General features: G+C 69.6%; 22 protein-coding genes. 17 read left to right on the top strand and 5 right to left on the bottom strand.

Annotated elements, in window-relative coordinates; genetic code table 11:
• The first annotated feature begins 260 nt into the window (after positions 1 to 260).
• Positions 261 to 1,307, top strand: a complete 1,047-nt coding sequence (locus tag FIU83_RS08335; RefSeq protein WP_152483623.1) for a DNA-binding protein — start codon at positions 261 to 263, stop codon at positions 1,305 to 1,307.
• A 53-nt stretch (positions 1,308 to 1,360) separates the two neighbouring features.
• On the opposite strand, the gene nfuA is transcribed toward FIU83_RS08335, so the two are convergent.
• Positions 1,361 to 1,951: a Fe-S biogenesis protein NfuA gene (gene nfuA, locus FIU83_RS08330; protein ID WP_152485299.1), complete on the bottom strand. Its 591-nt coding sequence runs from the start codon at positions 1,949 to 1,951 to the stop codon at positions 1,361 to 1,363.
• 354 nt (positions 1,952 to 2,305) lie between these two features.
• Here nfuA and metH point away from each other — a divergent pair, with 354 nt between their 5' ends.
• The 4 genes from metH (at position 2,306) to FIU83_RS08310 (ending at position 9,763) form a co-directional block, all read left to right on the top strand.
• Complete coding sequence (gene metH, locus FIU83_RS08325) at positions 2,306 to 6,007, top strand: methionine synthase (RefSeq protein WP_152483622.1); 3,702 nt, start codon at positions 2,306 to 2,308, stop codon at positions 6,005 to 6,007.
• 130 nt (positions 6,008 to 6,137) lie between these two features.
• A complete protein-coding gene (locus tag FIU83_RS08320; protein WP_152483621.1) occupies positions 6,138 to 7,466 on the top strand; it encodes an MATE family efflux transporter in 1,329 nt (442 codons plus the stop codon).
• 121 nt (positions 7,467 to 7,587) lie between these two features.
• Positions 7,588 to 9,240 (top strand): nitrite/sulfite reductase, encoded by a 1,653-nt coding sequence (locus FIU83_RS08315; RefSeq protein WP_152483620.1) that lies wholly within the window; start codon positions 7,588 to 7,590, stop codon positions 9,238 to 9,240.
• On the top strand, positions 9,233 to 9,763 hold the full coding sequence (locus tag FIU83_RS08310; protein WP_152483619.1) for a DUF934 domain-containing protein: 531 nt from the start codon (positions 9,233 to 9,235) through the stop codon (positions 9,761 to 9,763). The genes FIU83_RS08315 and FIU83_RS08310 overlap by 8 nt, the downstream gene beginning before the upstream one ends.
• 84 nt (positions 9,764 to 9,847) lie before the next feature.
• On the opposite strand, the gene smrA is transcribed toward FIU83_RS08310, so the two are convergent.
• On the bottom strand, positions 9,848 to 10,441 hold the full coding sequence (gene smrA, locus FIU83_RS08305) for a DNA endonuclease SmrA (protein WP_152483618.1): 594 nt from the start codon (positions 10,439 to 10,441) through the stop codon (positions 9,848 to 9,850).
• A gap of 146 nt (positions 10,442 to 10,587) precedes the next feature.
• Here smrA and FIU83_RS08300 point away from each other — a divergent pair, with 146 nt between their 5' ends.
• The 5 genes from FIU83_RS08300 (at position 10,588) to FIU83_RS08280 (ending at position 13,066) form a co-directional block, all read left to right on the top strand.
• A complete protein-coding gene (locus FIU83_RS08300) occupies positions 10,588 to 11,028 on the top strand; it encodes a gamma-glutamylcyclotransferase family protein (RefSeq protein ID WP_152483617.1) in 441 nt (146 codons plus the stop codon).
• Between the two features lie 77 nt (positions 11,029 to 11,105).
• Positions 11,106 to 11,453 carry an arsenate reductase (glutaredoxin) gene (arsC, locus tag FIU83_RS08295; protein WP_152483616.1) on the top strand — a complete coding sequence of 116 codons (348 nt, stop codon included), beginning with the start codon at positions 11,106 to 11,108 and terminating at the stop codon, positions 11,451 to 11,453.
• Between the two features lie 37 nt (positions 11,454 to 11,490).
• On the top strand, positions 11,491 to 12,114 hold the full coding sequence (wrbA, locus tag FIU83_RS08290; RefSeq protein WP_152483615.1) for an NAD(P)H:quinone oxidoreductase: 624 nt from the start codon (positions 11,491 to 11,493) through the stop codon (positions 12,112 to 12,114).
• Positions 12,111 to 12,503 (top strand): DUF2069 domain-containing protein, encoded by a 393-nt coding sequence (locus FIU83_RS08285; protein WP_152483614.1) that lies wholly within the window; start codon positions 12,111 to 12,113, stop codon positions 12,501 to 12,503. The genes wrbA and FIU83_RS08285 overlap by 4 nt, the downstream gene beginning before the upstream one ends.
• Positions 12,504 to 12,595: 92 nt before the next feature.
• The gene (locus FIU83_RS08280) at positions 12,596 to 13,066 is read left to right on the top strand and encodes a cytochrome c (protein ID WP_152483613.1); all 471 of its coding nucleotides are present in this window, start codon (positions 12,596 to 12,598) and stop codon (positions 13,064 to 13,066) included.
• Positions 13,067 to 13,214: 148 nt separating this feature from the next.
• On the opposite strand, the gene FIU83_RS08275 is transcribed toward FIU83_RS08280, so the two are convergent.
• A complete protein-coding gene (locus tag FIU83_RS08275; RefSeq protein WP_152483612.1) occupies positions 13,215 to 13,898 on the bottom strand; it encodes a cytochrome b/b6 domain-containing protein in 684 nt (227 codons plus the stop codon).
• A gap of 123 nt (positions 13,899 to 14,021) precedes the next feature.
• Between FIU83_RS08275 and FIU83_RS08270 the strand changes: the two genes are divergently transcribed.
• The 3 genes from FIU83_RS08270 (at position 14,022) to pdxH (ending at position 15,802) form a co-directional block, all read left to right on the top strand.
• Positions 14,022 to 14,723 (top strand): AzlC family ABC transporter permease, encoded by a 702-nt coding sequence (locus FIU83_RS08270; protein WP_253939572.1) that lies wholly within the window; start codon positions 14,022 to 14,024, stop codon positions 14,721 to 14,723.
• Complete coding sequence (locus FIU83_RS08265) at positions 14,720 to 15,067, top strand: branched-chain amino acid transporter permease (RefSeq protein WP_152483611.1); 348 nt, start codon at positions 14,720 to 14,722, stop codon at positions 15,065 to 15,067. The genes FIU83_RS08270 and FIU83_RS08265 overlap by 4 nt, the downstream gene beginning before the upstream one ends.
• Before the next feature lie 93 nt (positions 15,068 to 15,160).
• Complete coding sequence (pdxH, locus tag FIU83_RS08260; RefSeq protein ID WP_152483610.1) at positions 15,161 to 15,802, top strand: pyridoxamine 5'-phosphate oxidase; 642 nt, start codon at positions 15,161 to 15,163, stop codon at positions 15,800 to 15,802.
• A gap of 86 nt (positions 15,803 to 15,888) precedes the next feature.
• Here pdxH and FIU83_RS08255 read toward each other — a convergent pair whose 3' ends face one another.
• Positions 15,889 to 18,636 carry a bifunctional acetate--CoA ligase family protein/GNAT family N-acetyltransferase gene (locus FIU83_RS08255; RefSeq protein ID WP_152483609.1) on the bottom strand — a complete coding sequence of 916 codons (2,748 nt, stop codon included), beginning with the start codon at positions 18,634 to 18,636 and terminating at the stop codon, positions 15,889 to 15,891.
• Between the two features lie 111 nt (positions 18,637 to 18,747).
• Here FIU83_RS08255 and FIU83_RS08250 point away from each other — a divergent pair, with 111 nt between their 5' ends.
• Both FIU83_RS08250 and FIU83_RS08245 read left to right on the top strand, forming a co-directional pair.
• The gene (locus tag FIU83_RS08250; RefSeq protein ID WP_152483608.1) at positions 18,748 to 19,683 is read left to right on the top strand and encodes a histone deacetylase family protein; all 936 of its coding nucleotides are present in this window, start codon (positions 18,748 to 18,750) and stop codon (positions 19,681 to 19,683) included.
• Between the two features lie 153 nt (positions 19,684 to 19,836).
• A complete protein-coding gene (locus FIU83_RS08245; RefSeq protein ID WP_152483607.1) occupies positions 19,837 to 20,469 on the top strand; it encodes a helix-turn-helix domain-containing protein in 633 nt (210 codons plus the stop codon).
• Between the two features lie 15 nt (positions 20,470 to 20,484).
• Here FIU83_RS08245 and FIU83_RS08240 read toward each other — a convergent pair whose 3' ends face one another.
• The gene (locus FIU83_RS08240; protein WP_152483606.1) at positions 20,485 to 21,330 is read right to left on the bottom strand and encodes a formate dehydrogenase accessory sulfurtransferase FdhD; all 846 of its coding nucleotides are present in this window, start codon (positions 21,328 to 21,330) and stop codon (positions 20,485 to 20,487) included.
• A gap of 205 nt (positions 21,331 to 21,535) precedes the next feature.
• On the opposite strand from FIU83_RS08240, the gene FIU83_RS08235 reads away from it, so the two are divergent.
• Together FIU83_RS08235 and FIU83_RS08230 are read left to right on the top strand one after the other, a co-directional pair.
• Entirely contained in the window at positions 21,536 to 21,967 is a 432-nt protein-coding gene (locus FIU83_RS08235; protein ID WP_152483605.1) for a DUF3305 domain-containing protein, read from the top strand.
• Entirely contained in the window at positions 21,964 to 22,521 is a 558-nt protein-coding gene (locus tag FIU83_RS08230) for a DUF3306 domain-containing protein (RefSeq protein WP_152483604.1), read from the top strand. Before FIU83_RS08235 ends, FIU83_RS08230 begins: the two co-directional genes overlap by 4 nt.
• Positions 22,522 to 22,601: the final 80 nt, after the last annotated feature.

Below are 22,601 nucleotides of genomic sequence, written 5' to 3'. Positions count from 1 at the left end.
TCGCGGCGAATGCTGGCCGCACCCGGAGCCTTCTTGCTTCGCGGGTCGCCGCCTGCCTGGCCGCCGAGTATCGCCCTTACGACGGCATATAATCAAGATAAGCCGCGTAATCTTGATTTTATCTCATGTACCGTAAATATAATTACGTAGTACGTAATATGTAAAAAGCTTCAATATCCGCTCAGCCCCGGGTAGACTGGCGCCCTGAACCCGAACGCCGCCCACAAGAACGGCCGGCAGATCACCACGAGGAGACGACCATGGCGCGCAGCGGCGTGCGGTACGAGGATGTCCAGCGGGCCATCGACGCCCTGCTCGCGAAAGGCGAGGCCCCGAGCGTGCACAAGGTGCGCGAGGTGCTCGGCACCGGCAGCTTCACCACCATCAGCGAGCACCTGCGGGAGTGGCGCACCCAGCGCGAGGAGAATCGCGACCAGCCCCCGCCCCGCGGCATGCCGCCCGCGCTGCAGGAGCTCGCGGAGGGGCTCTGGGAGAAGGCCCAGGCGGCCGCCAACGAGGCGCTCGCCCACTATCGCCAGGAGGCCGACGGCCGCGTGGAGACGGCCCGCGAGGAGGCCCTCGAGGCGTCACGCCGCGCCGAGGATGCCGAGCAGCGGGAGTCGGCGCTCTCCGCGCACCTGGCGAGCACCGAGCAGCGCCTGGCCGAGCAGAGCGGCGAGCTCGCCCGCCGGGAGGCCGAGCGCGACGCCCTGGCGGAGCGCGAGGCGAAGCTCCGTCGCGCCCAGGCGCGGCTGGAGCAGCAGCTCGCCGACCTGCAGCAGGCCCAGGAGCGCAAGGCCCAGGAGCATCAGCAGGCGCTGGCCGAGCAGGCGTCCCATCACCAGGAGCGCCTGACCCAGGAGGAGAAGCGCCACGAGAGCAGCGAGTCGCGGCTGATGGCCCTGCTCGACGAGGCGCGCCAGGAGCGCCAGGCCGCCGACAAGGCCCACGCCCAGCGCCACCAGCAGCTGGAGGCCCGCCTGGAGAAGACCGAGCGGCTGGTGCAGGAGGCGCGCAGCGCGCTGGCCGAGGAGGAGAAGCGTCATCGGGAGACCGACTGGGCGCGCCGCCAGGCCGAGGAGCGCACGCGCACCCAGCAGCACGAGCAGGCGCTGCTGCAGGGGCGCATCGACGAACAGAAGCAGCTGCTGGCGGAACAGGCGCGCCGCCTGCGCGAACTGGAGACCCAGCTGCATCGCTGCCTGTGGCAGGCGCCGGTGGACGCCCACCGCGAGGGGTATGAGAGAGCGGACGAGACCGAAGACGAGAAAGGCCCCGCCAATGCGGAGCCTTCCGGAGAGGAGTGAGAGCGAGGCCGGGCGGTCGATGACCGCCCGATCGCCTTGCGCCTGTCGCCGCCTCAGCGGTAGTAGGCGTTGGTGGTATCCGAGTGGTCGGTCACGTCGCGGATGCCGGCGAGTTCCGGAATCCGCTCGAGCAGGGTCTTCTCGACGCCGTCCTTGAGGGTCAGGTCGACCGCGGCGCAACCCTGGCAGCCGCCGCCGAAGGCCAGCACCGCCACCTGGTCCTCGGTCAGCTCGACCAGCTTGATCTCGCCGCCGTGGGAGGCCAGGCCCGGGTTGATCTCGCTGTAGAGGATATAGTTGACGCGATCCTCGAGCGGGCTGTCGGCGTTGACCTTGGGCATCTTGGCGTTGGGCGCCTTGATGGTCAGCTGGCCACCCATGCGATCGGCATTGAAGTCGACCACCGCCTCCTCGAGGAACGCCAGGCTGTTCTTGTCGAGGTAGACGCGCAGCTTCGGCAGCTCCAGCAGCTCGTCGCTGGGTTCTTCCTCGCCGGGACGGCAGTAGGCCAGGCAGGTCTCGGCGTAGGGCGTGCCGGGCTGGGTGATGAAGATGCGCACCGCGATGCCCTCGACGTTCTGCTTCTCGAGCAGCTCGGCGAGGTAGTCCTGGGCGCTATCGGTAATCTGGATGCTGTCGCTCATCATGCTCTCGCTATCGTGACCTGCCGCCGCTAAGACCATCGCGACGGAGGCAGAAAGGGTGATGCCTCAATGGTAAGCGACCGGCGCGGCCGACACAATCCCGACTGATTTGCTGGGTTTTACCTCCCGAGCCGCATGAGGACCGGTCACGCACCGCATGAAAGACGTTCGCGTAGCGCCCCTGCCCCGGCGCGCCGGCTTTTGCTAGGATAAGCGGCTTTCCCGGCGTCCCGCCGACGTGCCACGTCCCGGCGGGTCGCCACCGGCCGGCCGCGTTTTTCCGAGACAAGACGCCCCAGGCGCACCGTCGCCGGCCCGACCCTTGACGCCTCTTCGCTGGAGATAGACCCGCCCATGGCCGCCGTTCCCACCCCCCAAACCGCCTCGCTTCATGACAGCCTCTCGCGCCGCATCCTGATGCTCGACGGCGGCATGGGGACCATGCTGCAGAACGCCGAGCTCTCCGAGGCGGAATTTCGTGGGGAACGCTTCGTCGACTGGCCGAGCGACCTCAAGGGCAACAACGACCTGCTGGCGCTGACCTGCCCCGACCTGGTGACGCGCATCCATCGCGACTACCTGGAAGCCGGCGCCGACATCGTCGAGACCAACACCTTCAACAGCACCCGCCTCTCCCAGGCCGACTACAGCATGGAAGACCTGGTGGCCGAGCTCAACCGCGAGTCGGCACGCCTGGCCCGCGCGGTCTGCGACGCCGTGGCCGAGGAGACCGGCGTGCCGCGCTTTGTCGCCGGCGTGCTGGGCCCGACCTCGCGCACCGCCTCGCTGTCGCCGGACGTCAACGACCCGGCCAAGCGCAACGTCACCTTCGATCAGCTGCGCGAGAACTATCGCGAGGCCGCCGAGGCGCTGATCGAGGGCGGCAGCGACCTGATCCTGATCGAGACCATTTTCGACACCCTCAACGCCAAGGCCGCCATCTACGCCCTGGAAGAGCTGTTCGAGGATCGCGGCGAACGCCTGCCGGTGATGATCTCCGGCACCATCACCGACGCCTCCGGCCGCACGCTCTCGGGCCAGACCACCGAGGCGTTCTGGAACTCGGTCCGCCACGCCAGGCCGATCTCGGTGGGCCTGAACTGCGCGCTGGGGGCCGAGGAGCTGCGCCCCTACCTGCAGGAGCTCTCCGACAAGGCCGACACCTTTGTCTCGGCGCACCCCAACGCCGGCCTGCCCAACGAGTTCGGCGAGTACGACCAGACGCCGGAGGAGATGGCCGCCATCGTCGCCGAGTTCGCCGAGAGCGGCCTGGTCAACATCATCGGCGGCTGCTGCGGCTCCACGCCGGAGCACATCTCCGCCATCCATCGGGCAATCCGGGACCTGCCTCCGCGCGAGGTGCCTGAGCGCGCACTGGCCTGCCGGCTGTCCGGCCTCGAGCCGTTCAACATCACCCACGACTCGCTGTTCGTGAACGTCGGCGAGCGCACCAACGTCACCGGCTCGGCGCGCTTCAAGCGCCTGATCAAGGAAGAGGACTACACCACCGCCCTGGAGGTGGCCCTGGAGCAGGTCGAGAACGGCGCCCAGGTCATCGACGTCAACATGGACGAGGGCATGCTGGAGTCCGAGGAGGCCATGGTGCGCTTCCTCAACCTGATCGCCGGCGAGCCCGACATCGCCCGGGTGCCGATCATGGTCGACTCCTCCAAGTGGGAGATCGTCGAGGCCGGGCTCAAGTGCATCCAGGGCAAGGCGGTGGTCAACTCGATCTCACTGAAGGAAGGCGAGGAGATCTTCCGCGAGCAGGCCACCAAGTGCATGCGCTACGGCGCCGCCATCGTGGTGATGGCCTTCGACGAGCAGGGCCAGGCCGACACCTTCGCGCGCAAGACCGAGATCTGCCAGCGCGCCTATCGCCTGCTGGTCGACGAGATCGGCTTCCCCGCCGAAGACATCATCTTCGACCCCAACATCTTCGCCATCGCCACCGGCATCGAGGAGCACGACAACTACGCCGTCGACTTCATCGAGGCCACCCGCTGGATCCGCGAGCACCTGCCCCACGCCATGGTCTCCGGCGGGGTGTCGAACGTGTCGTTCTCGTTCCGCGGCAACAATCCGGTGCGCGAGGCGATCCACTCGGTGTTCCTCTACCACGCCATCCGCGCCGGGCTGACCATGGGCATCGTCAACGCCGGCCAGCTGGCGGTCTACGACGACCTCCCCGAGGCGCTGCGCGAGGCGGTCGAGGACGTGGTGCTCAACCGCCGCAGCGACAGCACCGAGCGCCTCCTGGAGATCGCCGACGAGTACAAGGGCGACGGTTCCGGCGGCGCCAAGAAGGAAGACCTCGAGTGGCGCAACGAGGAGGTCGAGAAGCGCATCGAGCACGCCCTGGTCAAGGGCATCACCGCCTACATCGAGGAAGACACCGAGCTCGCCCGCCAGCGTGCCACGCGCCCCATCGAAGTGATCGAGGGGCCGCTGATGGACGGCATGAACGTGGTCGGCGACCTCTTCGGCGCCGGCAAGATGTTCCTGCCCCAGGTGGTCAAGTCGGCGCGGGTCATGAAGCAGGCGGTGGCCTACCTGCTGCCTTACATCGAGGCGGAAAAGAGCGAGGATACTCAAACCAAGGGCAAGATCGTCATGGCCACGGTCAAGGGCGACGTTCACGACATCGGCAAGAACATCGTCGGCGTGGTCCTGCAGTGCAACAACTATGAGGTGATCGACCTCGGCGTGATGGTGCCGGCGGAGAAGATCCTGCAGACCGCCAGGGAAGAGAACGCCGACATCATCGGCCTCTCCGGCCTGATCACGCCTTCGCTGGACGAGATGGTCCACGTGGCCAAGGAGATGCAGCGCCAGGGCTTCGAGCTCCCGCTGCTGATCGGCGGCGCCACCACCTCCAAGGCCCATACCGCGGTCAAGATCGAGCCGGGCTACGAGCATCCGGTGATCTACGTCACCGACGCCTCGCGGGCCGTGGGCGTGGCCGGCAAGCTGCTCTCCCCGGCGCTCAAGCCCGAGTACGTGGCCGAGATCCGCGCCGAGTACGAGGTCGTGCGCGAGCGCAACGCCAAGCGTCGGCCCAAGGCGGCGGATCTGTCCTACGCCGAGGCCCGTGCGCGAAAGCCGGTCCTCGACTGGGACGGCTACACGCCGCCGGCACCGGGCTTCACCGGCCTCAAGGTATTCGAGGACTACGACCTCAACGAGCTGGTCGAGCGCATCGACTGGACGCCGTTCTTCATGAGCTGGGAGCTGGCCGGCAAGTACCCGAAGATCCTCGATGACGAGGTGGTCGGCGAGGCGGCGCGCAGCCTGTTCGCCGACGCCCAGGCGATGCTTCGCAAGCTGATCGACGAGGGGCTGGTCCAGGCCCGCGGCGTGATCGGCCAGTGGCCGGCCAACGTCGTCGATGACGACGTCATCGAGGTCTACGCCGACGAGTCGCGCAGCGAGGTGATCGAGCGGCTGCACCACATCCGCCAGCAGACCACCAAGAACCGCGAGGGCGTCTGCTACAGCCTGGCCGACTTCATCGCACCGAAGGATGCCGGCAAGCCGGACTGGATTGGCGGCTTCGCCGTCACCACCGGCCACGGCGTCGAGGAACTCGCCAACCGCTACAAGGCCGCCGGCGACGACTACAACGCCATCATGGTCCAGGCGCTGGCCGACCGCCTCGCCGAGGCCTTCGCCGAACGCATGCACGAGCGGGTGCGCAAGGAGTTCTGGGGCTACGCCGCCGACGAGGCGCTGGACAACGAGGCGCTGATCGCCGAGAAGTACCAGGGTATCCGCCCGGCGCCGGGCTATCCGGCCTGCCCCGATCACACCGAGAAGGCCACCCTGTTCCGGCTGCTCGAGGCCGAGGCCAACGCCGGCCTCGAGCTCACCGACAGCTTCGCCATGTGGCCCGCCGCCGCGGTGTCCGGCTGGTACTTCGCCCACCCGCAGTCGAAGTACTTCTCGACCGGCAAGATCACCCGCGATCAGGTCGAGGCGCTGGCCGAACGCAAGGGCATGACGCTGGCCGAGATGGAACGCTGGCTGTCGCCGGTGCTCTCCTACGACCCGAGCTGATGGCCGCCTCGTTCGCCCCGGGCCCGCTCAGCGGGCCCGGTTTCGTCATTTCTGGAAACCGGCATGCTGCCTGAGACTTCCCGACGCCAGACCATCCTGCGCCTTGCCCTGCCGATCCATGGAGGCCGGCATGCTGCCTGAGACCTCCAGACGCCAGACCATCTTGCGCCTCGCCCTGCCGATCATCGGCGGCATGCTCACCCAGAGCCTGCTCAACCTGATCGATGCCGCCCTGGTGGGCTCTCTCGGCGAGGTGCCCCTGGCGGGGGTCGGCATCGGCGGCTATGCCATGTTCCTGATCACCGCCGTGGTCTTCGGGCTCTCCTCGGGGGTGCAGGCCCAGGCGGCGCGGCGCCATGGCGAGGAGGACTGGGGCCGGCGCGCCCTGCCACTCAACGCCGGGCTCGTCATCGCCCTGGCCGTGGCGGGGCCGCTGACCCTGCTCTGCCTGTGGCAGGCCCCGGCCCTGCTGGCGCTGATCAACCAGGATCCGGCGGTCAACGCCGAGGCGGCCGGCTACTTCCAGTGGCGCGTCACGTCGCTGGTGCCGGTGGCGATGATCTTCTGCTTTCGCGGCTACTGGAACGGCATCCAGCAGACCGGCCTCTACCTGCGCATCATCCTGGTGATGCACGTCATCAACGTGGTGGCGAGCCTGGGGCTGATCTTCGGGCTCGCCGGGCTGCCGGCCATGGGCGCGGCCGGGGCCGGCGCCGGCACCAGCCTCTCGCTGTTCGCCGGGCTCGCCATCTGGGCCGGGCTCAGCCTGCGTCACGCCACCACCAGCGGCTTTCTCGCCGAGCGCCCCCGTCGCGGCGTGCTGGCTACCACCCTGCGCCTCGCCACGCCCCACTCCTTCCAGCAGCTGTGGTTCGCCGCGGGCTACGCGGTGCTGTTCTGGATCCTGGGGCGGATCGACACGCCGAGCGTGGCGGTCGGCCACGTGCTGGTCAACCTCTCGCTGCTGCTGATCCTGCCCGGGGTGGGGCTCGGCATGGCGGCGATGAGCCTGGTGGGCCAGTCGCTGGGGCGCCAGGCCCATCAGGACGCCCACCGCTGGGGCTGGGACGTGGTGCGCCTGGCCTGGTGTGCCCTCGCGATCCTCGCCCTGCCGATGGTGTTGCTCCCCGAGTCGGTGCTGGGCCTCTTCCTCCACGACCCTGCGCTGGTCGCGCTGGGCCGGCTGCCGCTTCAGCTGACGGCGGTCATGATCGTGCTCGATGCCGCCGCCCTGGTGTTCGCCCAGGCGCTGCTCGGCGCCGGGGCCAACCGCACGGTGATGACCGCGACCCTCTCCCTGCAATGGCTGGTCTTCCTGCCACTGGCCTGGTGGGTGGGCGTGGCCCTCGAACAGGGCCTGGTGGGCATCTGGTGGGTGCAGCTGGGCTACCGCTGCCTCAACTCGGCCTGGTTCATGCTGATCTGGCAGCGGCGGCGCTGGCAGTCCCTGGCGCTCTAGCCGAGCACCGCCCTCATTCCATTCTGCATATAAACTATGAAGATTTATTCTTTTATAGAATAAATCCGAGCGGGTATGGTGGCGCCAACGTCCCCCTTTTCTCGATTCAGGATCGCGCTGCATGTACCGCTACGACTCCCACGACCAGACCCTGGTCGATGAACGCGTCGCCCAGTTCCGCGACCAGATGCGCCGCTATCTCGCCGGCCAGCTCGGCGAGGAGGAGTTCCTGCCGCTGCGCCTGCAGAACGGCCTCTATATCCAGCGCTACGCACCCATGCTGCGTATCGCCATCCCCTACGGCATGCTGGCCTCCTACCAGCTGCGCAAGCTCGGTGAGATCGCCGCCCGCTATGATCGCGGCTACGGCCACTTCACCACGCGCACCAACCTGCAGCTGAACTGGCCGAAGCTCGAGGACGTGCCGGACATCCTCGCCGAGCTCGCCAGCGTCCAGATGCATGCCATCCAGACCAGCGGCAACGACATCCGCAACACCACCACCGACCAGTTCTCCGGCATCGCCGCCGACGAAGAGGTCGATCCTCGCCCCTGGTGCGAGCTGATCCGCCAGTGGTCGACCTTCCATCCGGAGTTCGCCTTCCTGCCGCGCAAGTTCAAGATCGCCGTGACCGGCGCCGACGAGGATCGCGCCGCCATCCAGGTTCACGACGTCGGGCTGCGCCTGTGGCGCAACCGCGACGGCGAGGTGCGCGTCAAGGTGCTGGCCGGTGGCGGCCTGGGCCGTACGCCGATGATCGCCGAGACGGTGCGCGAGGACCTCCCATGGCAGCACCTGCTCACCTACCTCGAGGCCCTGGTGCGGGTCTACAACCAGTTCGGCCGCCGCGACAACAAGTTCAAGGCGCGCATCAAGATCCTGGTCAAGGCGCTGGGCGTCGACGAGTTCCGCCGCCGGGTCGAGGAGGAGTGGGCCCACCTCAAGGACGGCCCCCAGACCCTCACGCCCGACGCGCTCGAGGCCGTGGCCAAGCACTTCGTCGAGCCGGAGCGCCGCGCGGTGCCCGCCGAGGCCATCGAGGCCTACGAGCGGCTGCGCGGCGATAACCGCGCATTCGCCCGCTTCGTCACCAACAACGTCACCGACCACAAGGTGGCCGGCTACAAGGCGGTGACCCTGTCGCTCAAGCGCCGCGAGCATTCGCCGGGGGACGTCACCTCCGAGCAGATGGCCGCGGTGGCGGATCTGGCCGACGAGTTCGGCTACGGCGAGCTGCGGGTCACCCACGAGCAGAACCTGGTGCTCACCGACGTGCCGGTGGATCGCATCGAGGCACTCTGGCAGCGCCTCGAGGCGCTGGGCATGGCCAACCCCACCGTGGGCACCCTGGCCGACCTGATCTGCTGCCCCGGCGGCGACTACTGCGGCCTGGCCAACGCCAAGTCGATCCCGGTCGCCCATGCCATCCAGGAGCGCTTCGAGGACCTCGACTTCCTCTACGACCTGGGGCCCCTGGAGCTCAACATCTCCGGCTGCATGAACGCCTGCGGCCACCACCACGTCGGCCACATCGGCATCCTCGGCGTCGACAAGAAGGGCGAGGAGTACTACCAGATCTCGCTGGGCGGCAGCCAGGGCAACGGCGCCTCCCTGGGCAAGATCCTCGGCCCCTCCTTCTTCCGCGAGGACGTGCCGGGCGTGATCGACAAGCTGCTGCAGGTCTATGTCGGCAGCCGCCAGCCCGACGAGACCTTCCTCGACACCTATCGCCGCATCGGCCTCAAACCCTTCAAGGAGCGTGTCTATGCCTGAGCAAATTGCCACTCGCCCGCTGATCGTTGATGGCCGTTCGGTCGAGGCCGACTGGCCCCGCCACGACGGCGACACCGCCCCAGCCGAGGGCCCGGCCCTGGTTCGCCTGGACGTCTGGCGGGACGCCGGTCGGCGCCCCGACCTGGCCCCCTGGCTGCCGAGCGACACCGAGCTCACCGCGGAACTGGCCGACGAGCTCGCCCAGGCGCCGCTGATCGGCGTCGACTTCCCGAAGTTCACCGACGGCCGCGGCTACTCCATCGCCCGGCTGCTGCGCGAGCGCTACGGCTATGCCGGGCAGATCCGCGCCGTCGGCGACGTGCTGATCGACCAGCTCTTCTACCTGTCACGCTGCGGCGTCAACGCCTTCTCGCTGCGCGAGGATCAGCTCGTCCCGGACGCGCTCAACGCCCTGAGCACCTTCAGCCGCGGCTACCAGCCGGGCACCGACGACCCGCAGCCGCTGTTCCGCCATCGCCTGCGCGAGCTCGCCGGTCGCCTCCGGGAGCCCGCCCTGGCCTGAGGCCATCGCCCCCCTGTAGCAAGCAAAACGCCGCCGGCCCTCGGGCCGGCGGCGTCGTGTCTGTCTCAGCGGGCGCCCGCGACCTCAGCCGCGGCGCTTCTGCTGGCGCTCCCGGTTGTTGGCCTTGGCCCGCTCGCTCTTGCGCAGCATCACCCAGGTGGCGCCCAGGCCGCCGTCCGCCTGGCCCGCCGAGGCGAAGGCCTGGACCTCGTCGAGGCTCTCGAGCCACTTCGCCAGGCACGAGCGCAGCACGTTGGCGGGGCTGTCGATCTCGCGGCCCCGGCCGTGGATGATCATCACCGAGCGCAGGTCGTGGCTGTAGGCCTCGCGGATGAAGGGGGCCAGCAGCCGGCGACACTCCTCCAGCGGGCGACGCAGCAGGTGCAGGCTCGCCTGGACCGGGTAGCCGCCGTGGCGCAGGCGGTCGACGACGCCGGTCTGGATGCCGTCGCGGCGAAAGAGCAGCGGATCGAAGGGCGGCAGCAGGTCGATGAAGTCGGTCGAGAGCGGGCCGCCCCCCGGCGTCTCGGCCGCCGCGCTCTCGCGCCGGGCCAGCTGCGCCTCGCTGGGCGCGCCGCGTCGGCGGCCGGGGTCCGCCCGGTTGGCGGTCTTCGCCAGGGGGCGCACGTCCCCCATCAGCGCCTGGAAATCCTCGTCGTTGCGATGGGGCTGGCTCATGGGGCACCTCCGGGGCGTCAAGGGGAGTTCCCATCCTAGCAGAGCCTCGCGGGCGGCTTAAGCGCGCGCCCGGTTCGTGGCAGGATAGCCGGGCACCCGGGGCTCCTCGGTCCCTCACCCGCCACTCACGACGACAAGGACGCGCCATGCGCCTGCGACACGGGCTCGCCGCCCTGGCCATCGCCTCGCCGCTCGCCCTGGCCGGTTGGCTGTGGCTGACCATGCTCAGCCCCTTCACCTACGAGCGCCCGGGGCACCTGCCGCCGATCCAGGAGGGCCCCCACCGGGTCTTCGTCTACGGCACCCTAACCCATGCCCCGATCCGCTGGCTGGTCTACGGCCGCGCCGGCGAGCCCAGGCCGGCGGTGCTCGAGGGCTTTCGCCGCCGCGGGCTCGACCTGGCCTCCTGTGGCGAATGCGAGGTGGAGGGCCTGAGGCTCTCGGTCACCGCCGAGGAGCTCGCCCGACTCGATCGCTACGAGCGATTGGGCATCCGCTATGAGCGGGTGCGCCTCACCCTGCGCGACGGCACGAGCGCCTGGGTCTATCGCCGCCTCCCCGAGCCCGCCGGCGGCGATCCGGGGTAGCGCGGCCGCGGGCGGGTTGTGGCGCGATATCGCCGCCTTCTACAATGTCGGCCTTCCTCAGGGTTCAAGGAGTCTTCATGGTCGCTATCACCCTCTACCACAATCCGCGCTGCTCCAAGTCGCGCGAGGCCCTGGCCCTGCTCGAGGAGGCTGGCGTCGAGACGAGCGTCCGCCGCTACCTCGATGCGCCGCTCGAGGCCGCCGAGCTGGAGGCCCTGATCCAGCGCCTGGAGGGCGAGGTCGCGAGCCTGGTGCGCCAGAACGAGCCCGAGTGGAAGGCGCTGGGGGCCGACCGCGACGACCCCGCTCAGGTGATTGACGCCATTGTCGCCCACCCCAGGCTCCTGCAGCGCCCCATCGCCGATGACGGGCGCCGTGCCATCATCGGCCGCCCGCCCGAGGCCATCCGCGCGCTGCTCGACTGAGCCCTCGCCCGCTTTCCCAGGTCACCCAGGAACCCCCATGACCGCAAACCGTCCGTACGTGCTGATCCTCTTCTACTCTCGCCACGGCGCCACCCGCGCCATGGCCGAGCGCCTCGCCGCCGGCGTCGAGGCGTGCCCGGGCATCGACGCGCGCCGGCGCACCGTGCCCGCCGTCTCGGCCACCTGCGAGGCGGTGGCGCCCGAGATTCCCGAGGAGGGCGCTGTCTACGCCACCCTCGAGGACCTGCGCCACTGCGCGGGCCTGGCCATCGGCAGCCCGACCCGCTTCGGCAACATGGCCGCCCCGCTCAAGCACTTCATCGACGGCACCAGCGAGCTCTGGCTGGGCGGCGCCCTGATCGACAAGCCGGCGACCGCCTTCACGTCCACCTCCAGCCTGCACGGCGGCCAGGAGACCACGCTGATCTCGATGCTGCTGCCGCTGCTTCACCACGGCATGGTCTATGCCGGCCTGCCCTACAGCGAGATCGAACTGATGCAGACCGCCGGTGGCGGCACGCCCTACGGGGCCAGCCACCTGGCCGGCACCCGCAGCGACCGGCCGCTGGACGAGCAGGAGCGCTCGCTGGCCTTCGCCCAGGGCCAGCGCGTCGCGCGGCTCGCCCTGGCCCTCGAGGCATCGCGCCGGGAGGCCAAATGAGACAGTGGCTGGAGGGCCTGGAGGCCCGCAAGGGACTCGACCACCTGACCGACGCCTCGCGCCGGCTGGTGATCGGCAGCTACGCCGTGCTGCTGGCGCTCACGCTCTACCGCGGGGCGCTCGTCAGCACCGACGGCAACCCCCTGGTGCCGCTGGTGGCCTTCGTGCTGCCGCTGGTGCTCTTCCTGCCGTCGATCATCGCCCGTCGCCCGCGCGGCCATGCCTGGCTCTCCTTCGTCAGCCTCCTCTACTTCACCCAGGGCGTGATGGTCGCCACCCTGCCCGAACAGGGACTGCGCGGCGCGGCCGAGGCGCTGGTCTCGCTGGCGCTGTTCGTCGGCTGCATGGGGTATGCGCGCTTTCGCAGCCGCCAGCAGCGGGCCGGCTAGCGGCGAGGAGCAAACGTGCTAGGCTGGTTGGGCGTGTCGCATCGCGCGACAAGCTCGATGACACGCCCAACCCGACACGAAAGGAGATCGTGATGACCCGGATGCGCACCCCCCTCGTCGCCGCCACCCTGATGCTCTCGCTGGCCGCCGCCGCCAACAGCCAGGCCGCCGACGTCGACAAGGCCATCGAGTATCGCCAGGACGCCCTCGGCGTCATGGCCTGGCAGATCGGCCCGCTGGGCGACATGGCCCAGGGCAAGATCGAGTTCGACGCCGAAACGTTCACCCGTCGCGCCGAGAACCTCGCCGCCGTGGCGCCCCTGCCCTGGGAGGGCTTCGTCGAGGGCTCCCTGCAGGGCGACGGCCACGGCATCGAGACCGACGCCCTGGCCGACATCGGCGAGAACTGGGACGACTTCGAGTCTCGCCAACAGTCCCTGATCGAGGAGAGCGCCAAGCTGGCCGAGCTCGCCCAGGGCGACGACGTGGCCGCCATGCGTCGCCAGGTCGCGGCGGTCGCCAAGACCTGCAAGGGGTGTCACGACAACTACAAGGCCGAGTGAGTCGGCGATCTGCTCGCACCGGGAGGCGGCCCATCGGGCCGCCTCCCGGCGTTAGGGGATCATGATCTGGTCGAACGCGGCCCGACCGAACGCGGCCCGACCGAACGCGGCCCGACCGAACGCGGCCCGACCGAACGCGGCCCGACCGTCACAGCCACCAGAGCCAGGCCACCACGGCGAGCGCCACCAGCAGCAGGCCGGCCGCTCGCCACGCCCGGCCCGCGTCACGGACGCGGGGCTCCGTGGCCACGTCCAGGGGCGGCGCGTCCAGTCGCTTGGTACCGTGGACCATGGCCCCGACCAGGCGCTCTCCCTTCAGCCGATGGAACAGCAGCGCCACCAGGTGCAGGCCGATCAGCACGATCAGCAGCTGGCCGTTCCAGTGATGCAGGGTGCGCAGCGCATCGCTGGTCGCCGAGGCGACCCGATCGTGGAGCGGCGCCTGGAAGAAGATGTCGTCGCTCAGGAAGAGGCCGCTGACCGCCTGCACGCTCAGCGACGCCAGCATGACCAGCACCGCCAGGCCGCCGAGGGGGTTGTGACCGGCATAGGGCGGCAGGGCGCCACGCCCCAGGGCTCGCAGGTAGCCCAGCACGACGCGCGGCCGGTACAGGAAGTGCCGGAGCCGGGCATGGCGACTCCCCACCAGCGCCCAGCCCCAGCGGAAGATCAGCAGGCCCAGCACCACCAGGCCCGCCCGAGCGTGGATCTCGACGGGAAAGACGAAGGGAGCCCCCGGCGTCTTCATGGTGTAATAGGACACCGCCACGGCGCCCACCAGCGCCCAGTGAAATAGACGAATCGGAATATCCCAGACGCTGATGCGGTGCATATTGCTGCCTCCTTGCCTTCCTGCAATAGTATGACCTGCGTTTGGCGAGCGATCCGGATCGCGTCGACCCGAGAAGGCTCGCCCGACACCGCGTTATCGCACACGACGACAAGGAGGTCCACGGTGCCACAGCGCCATGCCTGGCATGAGGCCGGCGTCACGACCCTGCCGGTGATGTTCGGCTACCTGCCGCTGGGCGCGGCCTTCGGCATTCTCGCCATCGAGGTCGGCATCCCCGTCTGGGGGGCGCTTTCGATGTCACTGGTGATCTATGCCGGCGCCGGCCAGTTCCTCGCCGTGGCGCTGCTCGCCGCCGGGGCGGGCCTGGTGGAGGTGGCCGTGGCCACCCTGATGCTCAACTCCCGCCATCTCTTCTACGGCCTCTCGCTGCTCAAGCGCTTCCAGGGCGCCGGCTGGCGCAAGCCCTACCTCATCTTCGCGCTGACCGACGAGACCTACTCGCTGCTGACCACCCATGGCGGAGAGCACGGCCTGGACCACGCCCAGGCCTTCCGCCTCAGCCTGCTCAACCAGCTCTGGTGGGTACTGGGCAGCGCGGCGGGGGTGCTGATCGGCACCACCCTGGATTTCGACAGCCGCGGCATCGAGTTCGCCTTGACGGCGCTGTTCATCGTGCTGACCTTGGAGCAGGCCCGCCGGCTGCGCCAGTGGCTGCCCTTCGCCATCGCCCTGGCCGCCGGCCTCGGTGCCCTGGCGCTGCTGCCCGACCGCCACCTGCTGCTGGGCGCCATCGGCGCCACCACCCTGGTGCTGCTGGCCGACCACCGGAGCCGCCAGTCCCACCGCGAGGCCAAGCGCCCATGAGCCCCATCGAGCTGCTGACCTTCATCGCCGTCTGCGCCGCGGCGACCTTCGCCACTCGCGTGCTGCCCTTCGTGGCCCTGGCCCGCCAGGCGGAGCACCCCCTGATCCTGCACCTGGGACGCTACCTGCCGCCGGCGGTGATGATGATCCTGGTGATCTACGCCCTGCGCGACTTCCGCCCGCTGGCCGACGGCCGACTCAACGTCGCCCCCGACGGCTGGCCGCTGATCCTCGCCTCGCTGACCGTGGTGGGGCTGCACCTGTGGCGGCGCCACGCCCTGCTGTCGATCGCCGGGGGGACCGGCGCCTACATGGCCATGGTGCAGCTGGGCTGGACCCCGTAAGCTGGGAGGGATTTTCCCGCGGTTCGTTGATCCAGGGCATTGAGCTCGGGGCGACGACCGGCGAGCATGACGCAATAGTTCAAGGAGACGGTCATGACACGCAACATTGCCGACATTCGGCGCGACTACGAGGGCGGCCGGCTGGAAGAGGCGGATGCCCCCGACGAGCCCATGACGCTGTTCGACGAGTGGCTGACCCTGGCGCTCGATGCCGAGGGCAGCGACGGCAACGCCATGACCCTGGCCACCGCCGACAGCCAGGGGCGGCCCCACGCTCGAATCGTGCTGCTCAAGGGCACCGACGAGCGGGGCATGGTGTTCTTCACCAACTACCACAGCCACAAGGGCAGCGAGCTCGCCAACGTCCCCCACGCCTCGCTGGTGTTCTGGTGGCCGAGCCTTTCCCGCCAGGTCCGCGTCGAGGGCCGGGTCGAGCAGGTCAGCCCGGAGGAGTCGGACACCTATTTCGCCAGCCGCCCCCGGGGCAGCCAGCTGGGCGCCTGGGTCGCCACCCAGAGCGTGGTGATCCCCGATCGCACCTGGCTCGCCGAGCGCGAGCAGCGCTTCGAGCACGCCTACGAGGGCCAGGAGATCCCCCGCCCGATCCACTGGGGCGGCTACCGCGTGATCCCCGACATGATCGAGTTCTGGCAGGGCCAGCCCAGCCGGCTCCATGACCGCCTGCGCTTCGAGCGCCGCGACGGCAGCTGGCACCGCTTCCGCCTGGCGCCCTGATCCCGACCGACACCCCGGCACGCAGAGGACGCGGCCCCCGCCAGCAGGCGGGGGCCGCATCGCTTTCCGGGTGGCGTTTACCGGCGTCAGTCCGGCTGGCTCTCCAGGCGATGGCGCTGCCACTCGCTCTCCGGCTCGTTGAGGCGAAGCACGGCATCCACCACCTGCTCCTCCATGTTGTAGCGCAGGCGAAAGCCGAGGTGCTTCATCAGGGCGCGCATCGGGTGGTTGTCGACCATGATCTTGCCGATCATCTCCAGGGTGCCGACGCTGCGGCAGTAGCCGATCATCTTGTTCATCAGCAGGCTGCCGATGCCGAGCCCCTGCAGGTCGTCACGAACGATCACCGAGAACTCGGTGCGGATATTGTCCGGATCGTTCCAGACTCGCACCACGCCGAGCATCTCCTGGGAGCCGTCCTCGCCGTGATGCTCGGCGATGAAGGCCATCTGCCGGTCGTAGTTGATATGCGAGAGGATCGACAGGTCGCGCTGGGTGAGGTCGGCCTTGTTGTGGAAATAGCGGAAGCGAATGCTCTCTTCGGAAAGCTGATCGTGGAAGCGGGTGATCAAGGGCGCGTCCTCGGCGCGGATCGGGCGCACCTCGACCTCCCAGCCGTTCTTCAGGGTGACCCACTCCCTGAGCTCCTCGGGATAGGGCATGATCGCGAAGCGCGCCGGGGTGCCGAGGTCCAGGGCGAAGTCCACGGCCAGCAGGCCATCGCGGTTGAGCACCAGCGGGTTGAGCTCCAGCCCGCGCAGCTGCGGCAGGTCGCTGGCCATCTGCGACAGCGTCACCAGCAGCTCGCAGAGCCGCTCGAGGTCGCGCTCGGGCTGGCTGGAGTGCTCGCGGATCAGTCGTGCCGCATGGGTGCGCCCCACCACGTCCGCCGCCAGGCTCATGTTGAGCGGCGGCAGTGCCACCTGGCGGTCGGCCAGGATGTTGACCTTGTAGCCACCGATGCCAAACACGATCACCGGCCCGAAGATCGGGTCCCGGGTGATGCCGGCGCACAGCTGCATGGAGTGCTTGCCGCGCTGCATGGCCTGCAGGCAGTACTCACGGATCGCGGCCTCCGGGAACTTCTCGCGCACCCGGTCGCCGAGGCGCCCCACCGCCGCGGCGACCTGCTCCGGCGTCGCCAGGTCCTGGAGCAGGCCGGCGGAGATCTTGTGGGGATGCTGGCGGTAGCGGAAGGGCCGGCAGTTGAACTCGTGCACCACCTTGAGGGCCATGGGACCGTCGAAGTCGGCGGCCGCCTCGGCCGCCTCCTCCGGCGTCTGGGGGTAGCGACTCGGCGCCACCGGCAGCCCGTAGGCCGCGAGCACCTGAGCCGTCTCGGAGTGGGCGAGGGTCTCCCGACCCGCCGCCCGGGCCTCCTCGATCAGCTGCCGACAGCGGCCCCGGATCGTGGCGGTGGTGGCGAAGGGCAGGCTCGGCGGAATCTCGTGGAGCAAGGCCTGCACGCGCTGATAGTCCACCATGTGCATGAAGGCCTTGACCGCCTTCTCCGGGGAGAGGTAGGTGGGAATCCCCGCCAGGTTGCATTCGTGACGGGCCGAGAGCGCCTCCTCGAGGCCCATCCAGCTGGTCAGCAGGTTGCGCCGGAAACGCCGTCGGGCGGCGATGACGGCCTGGGCGGTGGTCCTGGAGGGCGCCAGCCGCGTCGGGGCGTGCACCACCAGCACGGCATCGACGCCGCGGTCGGCCGCGACGATCTCCAGCGCCTCGACCATGCGCTCCGGGGTCGCGTTGCCCCCCAGGTCCACCGGGTTCTCGCCGGGCTTGCTCATGTCGAAGTCGTCGCGTCGCAGGGCGTCGCGGGTCTCCTCGCTGAAGGTGGCCAGCCGTCCCCCGGCGTTGATCAGCTTGTCGATGGCGAGCATCGCCGGCCCCAGGCCGTTGGAGACGATGGCCAGGCGATCGCCCTTCAGCGGCTTCATGCGCGACAGGGTCTCCAGGGCATCGAACAGCTCGTCGGAGTCGTTGACCCGCACCACCCCCGCCCGGGCGAAGGCGGCGTCGAAGATCTGGTCGCGATTGGCCACGCCGGGCGTCGGCGGAAGGCCCGAGATGTCGGACTCGGCGGTGCGCCCGCTCTTGATCGCCAGCACCAGGCGGTTGCGCGAGGCGTCGCGCAGCGCGGTCATGAAGTGCTGGGCGTCCATGATGCGCTCGAGGTGGAGCAGGATCGCCTGAGCCGGCGAGAACTGGTTGATGTAGTCCATCAGGTCGGGCAGCAGCACGTCGACGCTGTCGCCCACCGTGAGCAGGTGGGAGAAGCCGATGCCGCGACCGGCGGCCCAGTCGATCATGGCGTTGCCGAGCATCCCTGACTGGCCGAGGTAGGCCACGCGACCCGCCTTGACCGGCTGGCTGGCGTAGGAGGCGTTGAGCTTGCGCCCCGGGACGATCAGCCCCATGCACTCGGGGCCGAGCACGCGGATGCCCGAGGCGCGGGCCGCGGCGAGCATGCGGCTGCGGATCGAGCCCTTGTCCCCATGGTCGCGGTCGAGGTGGGCACCGCCGGAGAGCACCAGCGCGGCCTTGACCCCGAAACGCCCCAGGGACGCGATCAGCCTGGGCGCCGTCTGGATCGGCGAGCAGATCACCGCGAGGTCCGGCACCTCGGGGAGGTGCGACACCCGGGTGACGCAGGGCGCCGCGAAGACCGCGTCGTAGCCCTTGGGGTTGACCGCCCAGACGCTGCCCTTGAAGCCGCCCTCGCGGAGGTTGCGGATCACCAGGCCGCCCATGGAGTGGGGCTTCTCGGACGCCCCGATCACCGCAATGGTGCCGGGCTCGAAGAAGTGACGAAGAAAGCGCGTGCTCAAGCCAGGACCTCCCTGCGCGGGGGCTCGCCCCGTCACGTTTACGACTTATGGACACTGTCCGGCAGGCGGGGGTCACGATTAAGGTGACTTCAGCCTTCCCGGAGCCAGCGCATGATCACCGCCTACATTACCCACCCGGACTGCCAGTTGCACCACATGGGGCCCGAACATCCCGAGAGCCCGCTGCGCCTGGACGCCATCCGCGCCCGGCTGATGCGCGCCGGCCTCCTCCAGCAGACCATGCAGTCCGATGCCAAGGCGGCCACCGAGGAGCAGCTGGCCCGGGTGCACCCCCTGCGCCACCTGCGCGCCCTGGACAAGTGCGTGCCGGAGCACGGCATCGTCACCCTGGACAGCGACACCATGATGAACCCCGACAGCCTCGCGGCGGCCAGGGTCGCCGCCGGCGCGGTGGTGCGAGGCGTCGATCAGGTGTTTCGCCGCCAGGCGGACAACGTCTTCTGCGCGGTGCGCCCGCCCGGCCACCACGCCGAGGCCGCCGACGCCATGGGCTTCTGCTTCTACAACAACGTGGCAGTCGGCGCCGCTCACGCCCGGGCCAAGTACGGGGCGCGCCGGATCGCGATCCTCGACTTCGACGTGCACCAGTGCAACGGCACCATCGATATCTTCAAGGACGATCCCGAGGTGCTGGTCTGCACCAGCTTCCAGTACCCCTTCTACCCCTGGCGCTACCTGCGCAGCGAGTGGCAGAACGTGGTCAACACGCCGCTTCCCTGCGGCACCGACAGCGTCGCCTTCCGCCGCTCCATCGAGGACGACTGGCTGCCGGCCCTGCACGCCTTCAAGCCCGAGATCGTGCTGGTCTCGGCGGGCTTCGACGCCCACCGCGAGGATCCCATGGCGGAACTCTGCCTGGAGGACGAGGACTTCTACTGGATCACCCACCTGGCGCTGGAGATCGCCGCCCTGTACGCCGACGGGCGCCTGGTCTCGGTGCTGGAGGGGGGCTACGACCTGGACTCGCTCGGGCGAAGCGCCGAGGCCCACCTCTCCGCCCTGCTCGGCCTGCCGTACGGCCACTGAGCGGAGTTTCCCGCCGGCGGGAAACGCCGCTGCGTGCCTTCCCCGCCACCCGCGCCGCCAGGGCGGGCGCATCCCGCACCACGCGCCCCGCCGGGTATGGTACGCTTGAGGGAAACCTGGTTTCCGATAGTGAACAAGGACAGTGATCCGCGCATGACCACCACCGATCAGGGCGCCGCCCTGCGCATCGCCGCCGGCCGCAAGCCCTTCGTCGAACCGCTACGCCTGGGCGAGCGCGTCAAGGAGATCCGCCTGGCCAACCAGTGGACCCTGGAAGACGTCAGCCAGCGCACCGGGCTTGCCCGCTCGACGCTCTCCAAGATCGAGAACGACCAGATCTCACCGACCTTCTCCGCGGTGCAGAAGCTGATCGACGGCCTCGGCATCGACCTGCCCCAGCTGCTCTCGCCGCCCAAGGTCCGGACCCGCACCATGGGGCGGCGGGACCTGACGCGCCGCGGCCACGGCGAGCGCCACCCCACCCCGACCTACGAACACGAGCTGCTCAGCTGCGAGCTCGCCCAGAAGCGCATGATCCCCTTCAAGACCATCGTGCGGGCCCGCGCCTTCGAGGAGTTCACCGAGTGGGTGCGCCACGACGGCGAGGAGTTCCTGATGGTGCTCGAGGGCGAGATCCGCCTCTATACCGAGTACTACGAGCCGCTGACCCTCGTCGACGGCGACAGCATCTACTTCGACAGCGCCATGGGCCACGCCCTGGTGTCGGTCAGCGAGGCCGATGCCGTGGTGCTGTCGGTCTGCACCCGGGGCGACGGCACGCCCTGAGGCTCCCCCGGCGCCTCAGGCGCGCGCCCGATCCCCCGGGCGGCGGGTCGGCATGGCGTCGAGCTCGAGCCGCCCCGCCCCGTGGATGGCCTGGAAGTGACGGCCCTTGGCCCGGGCGATCAGCAGCACGCCGAAGCGCTCGGCCAGCTCCACGCCCTTCTGGGTCACGCCCGAGCGTGACACCAGCACGCCGATGCCCATCTGCGCGACCTTCAGCACCATCTCCGAGGTGAGCCGCCCGGTGGTGTAGAAGATATCCGCGTCACCGCTGTCGGCCTCGGCCAGCCACTGGCGCCCTGCCAGGGTATCCACCGCGTTGTGGCGCCCCACGTCCTCGACGAAGTCCAGCACCGCCGCCTGGCGACACAGCGCGCAGCCGTGCACGGCGCCGGCACTGCGGTAGGTCTCGTTGTAGGCACCGAGGTGGTCCAGCAGCCGATAGAGCACCGACTGGCGCAACACCGTGGCCGGCAGCGGGCGCAGCGCGGTCGCCTCGAGCAACCGGCCGAACACCGTCCCCTGGCCGCATCCGGTGGTCACGGTGCGCTGTCCCAGGCGCTCCTCCAGGTCGTCCGGCAGGCGTCGGGTCACCACCGCCGCCGCCTCGACCTCCCAGTCCACGTGAACCGCCTGCAGGTCCCGGGCCTCGCCGAGCAGCCCCTGGTTGCGCAGATAGCCCACCACCAGCGCCTCCGGGTCGGCCCCGAGGGTCATCAGCGTGACGATCTCACGCTTGTTCAGGTAGACGGTCAGCGCGCGCTCCGCGGCGATCGCCTGGGGCCTCGCCTCACCGAACTCGTCGAGCACCTCGATCTCCAGGGTAGCGGGCAGGCGCGCCCGGCTCAGGCTGATGTCGTGCATCACGGCTCCTCGACAGAACGTTGATCTTCGATGATGGCACTCGGGCCCCACGCTGTCTTTACTGTGTGAGGGGCGGTGGCTCTGATTCGTTGACTCGGATCAGTGTCATTCATATCAGATTTTTCTTTAATGTGGACCACATCGGCACTCGTCGCGACGCGTGACGCGCGCCCCTCCCCCCGCCTGTCTCCGGAGAGACTGACCCATGGCGTCGAACAGCAGCACCCGCCCCCTGAGCTTCGAGATCGTCGGCGAGCCGGTCACCGTCAAGGGCTTTGCCACGACCCGCTGGCGCATCGCGAACCTCGCGCCCGGCGATGCCGGACCCTGCCGGCTGGACCTGCAGCTCTACATGACGGAGCGCGCCGCCTACCGCTTCAACCTGACCAGCCGCACTCCGCGCCTGTTCGTACGCGCCGGCGAGGCGGACGGGACGCCCCACCCCGATGCCATCACCGCCAGCCAGGACGTCGCCGCGGGCTGGCTCGACGGCGAGCATCGGGTGCTCGAGGTCGACATGCCGCTGGCCCTGCAGGCCTGGCTCGAGGCCTACCTCGCCCACCACGGCGAGGCGCCCGAGGAGGGGCGCAAGAAGAAGCGCCAGGGCGCCGGACGCGCCCGGGAGGCCGAGTCGTGAGCCGCCTGGAACGCTGGTCGCGTCGCAAGCGCGGCGAGACGGAGGAGACCCCGCCCGAGCCCGAGGCCGCCGTGCCCGGAGAGGCGACGCATGCGCCACTGAACGCGGCCCCGGAGACGGCCGACGGAGAGCCCGAGCCGGGCAGCCTCGATCACACCCTGCCCGACCCGGACACCCTGCCTCCCGGCAGCGACATCAAGGCCTACCTGGCCTCCGGCGTCAGCGCGGGGCTTCGCCGGCGCGCCTTGCGTCGCCTCTTCGCCGCCAGCCACTACGGCGTGCGCGACGGCCTCGACGACTACGACGACGATTTCCGCGAGAAGCTCAAGCCACTCGCCGAGGACGTGGCTGAGCGGCTGCGCCAGTGGACCCGCCGAGAGGCCGAGGGCGACGACGAGGTGCCGGGTGACGAGGCGCCGGAGCAGGTCGCATCGCGGGCTACGGACGGCGACGACCAGGACGCTCGCGAGCCAGCGCCGCAGGCGTCCGATCCCGCCCCGGACGCCGATATCGCCCACGAGGCCGAGGCGCCTGACGATGAGCGCCGGGAATGACGGCCGCGACGGCGCCGAGGCCCGCTGGCCCCATCGCGCCATTGATCCGGCCTATCGGGGTGATGCATCCCTCCCATGCA

The sequence above is a fragment of the Halomonas sp. THAF5a genome, from assembly GCF_009363755.1.
Taxonomy (GTDB): domain Bacteria; phylum Pseudomonadota; class Gammaproteobacteria; order Pseudomonadales; family Halomonadaceae; genus Halomonas.
The sequence above is the reverse complement of the archived record's forward strand: the minus strand, read 5'-3'. Positions and strand labels throughout refer to the sequence as shown.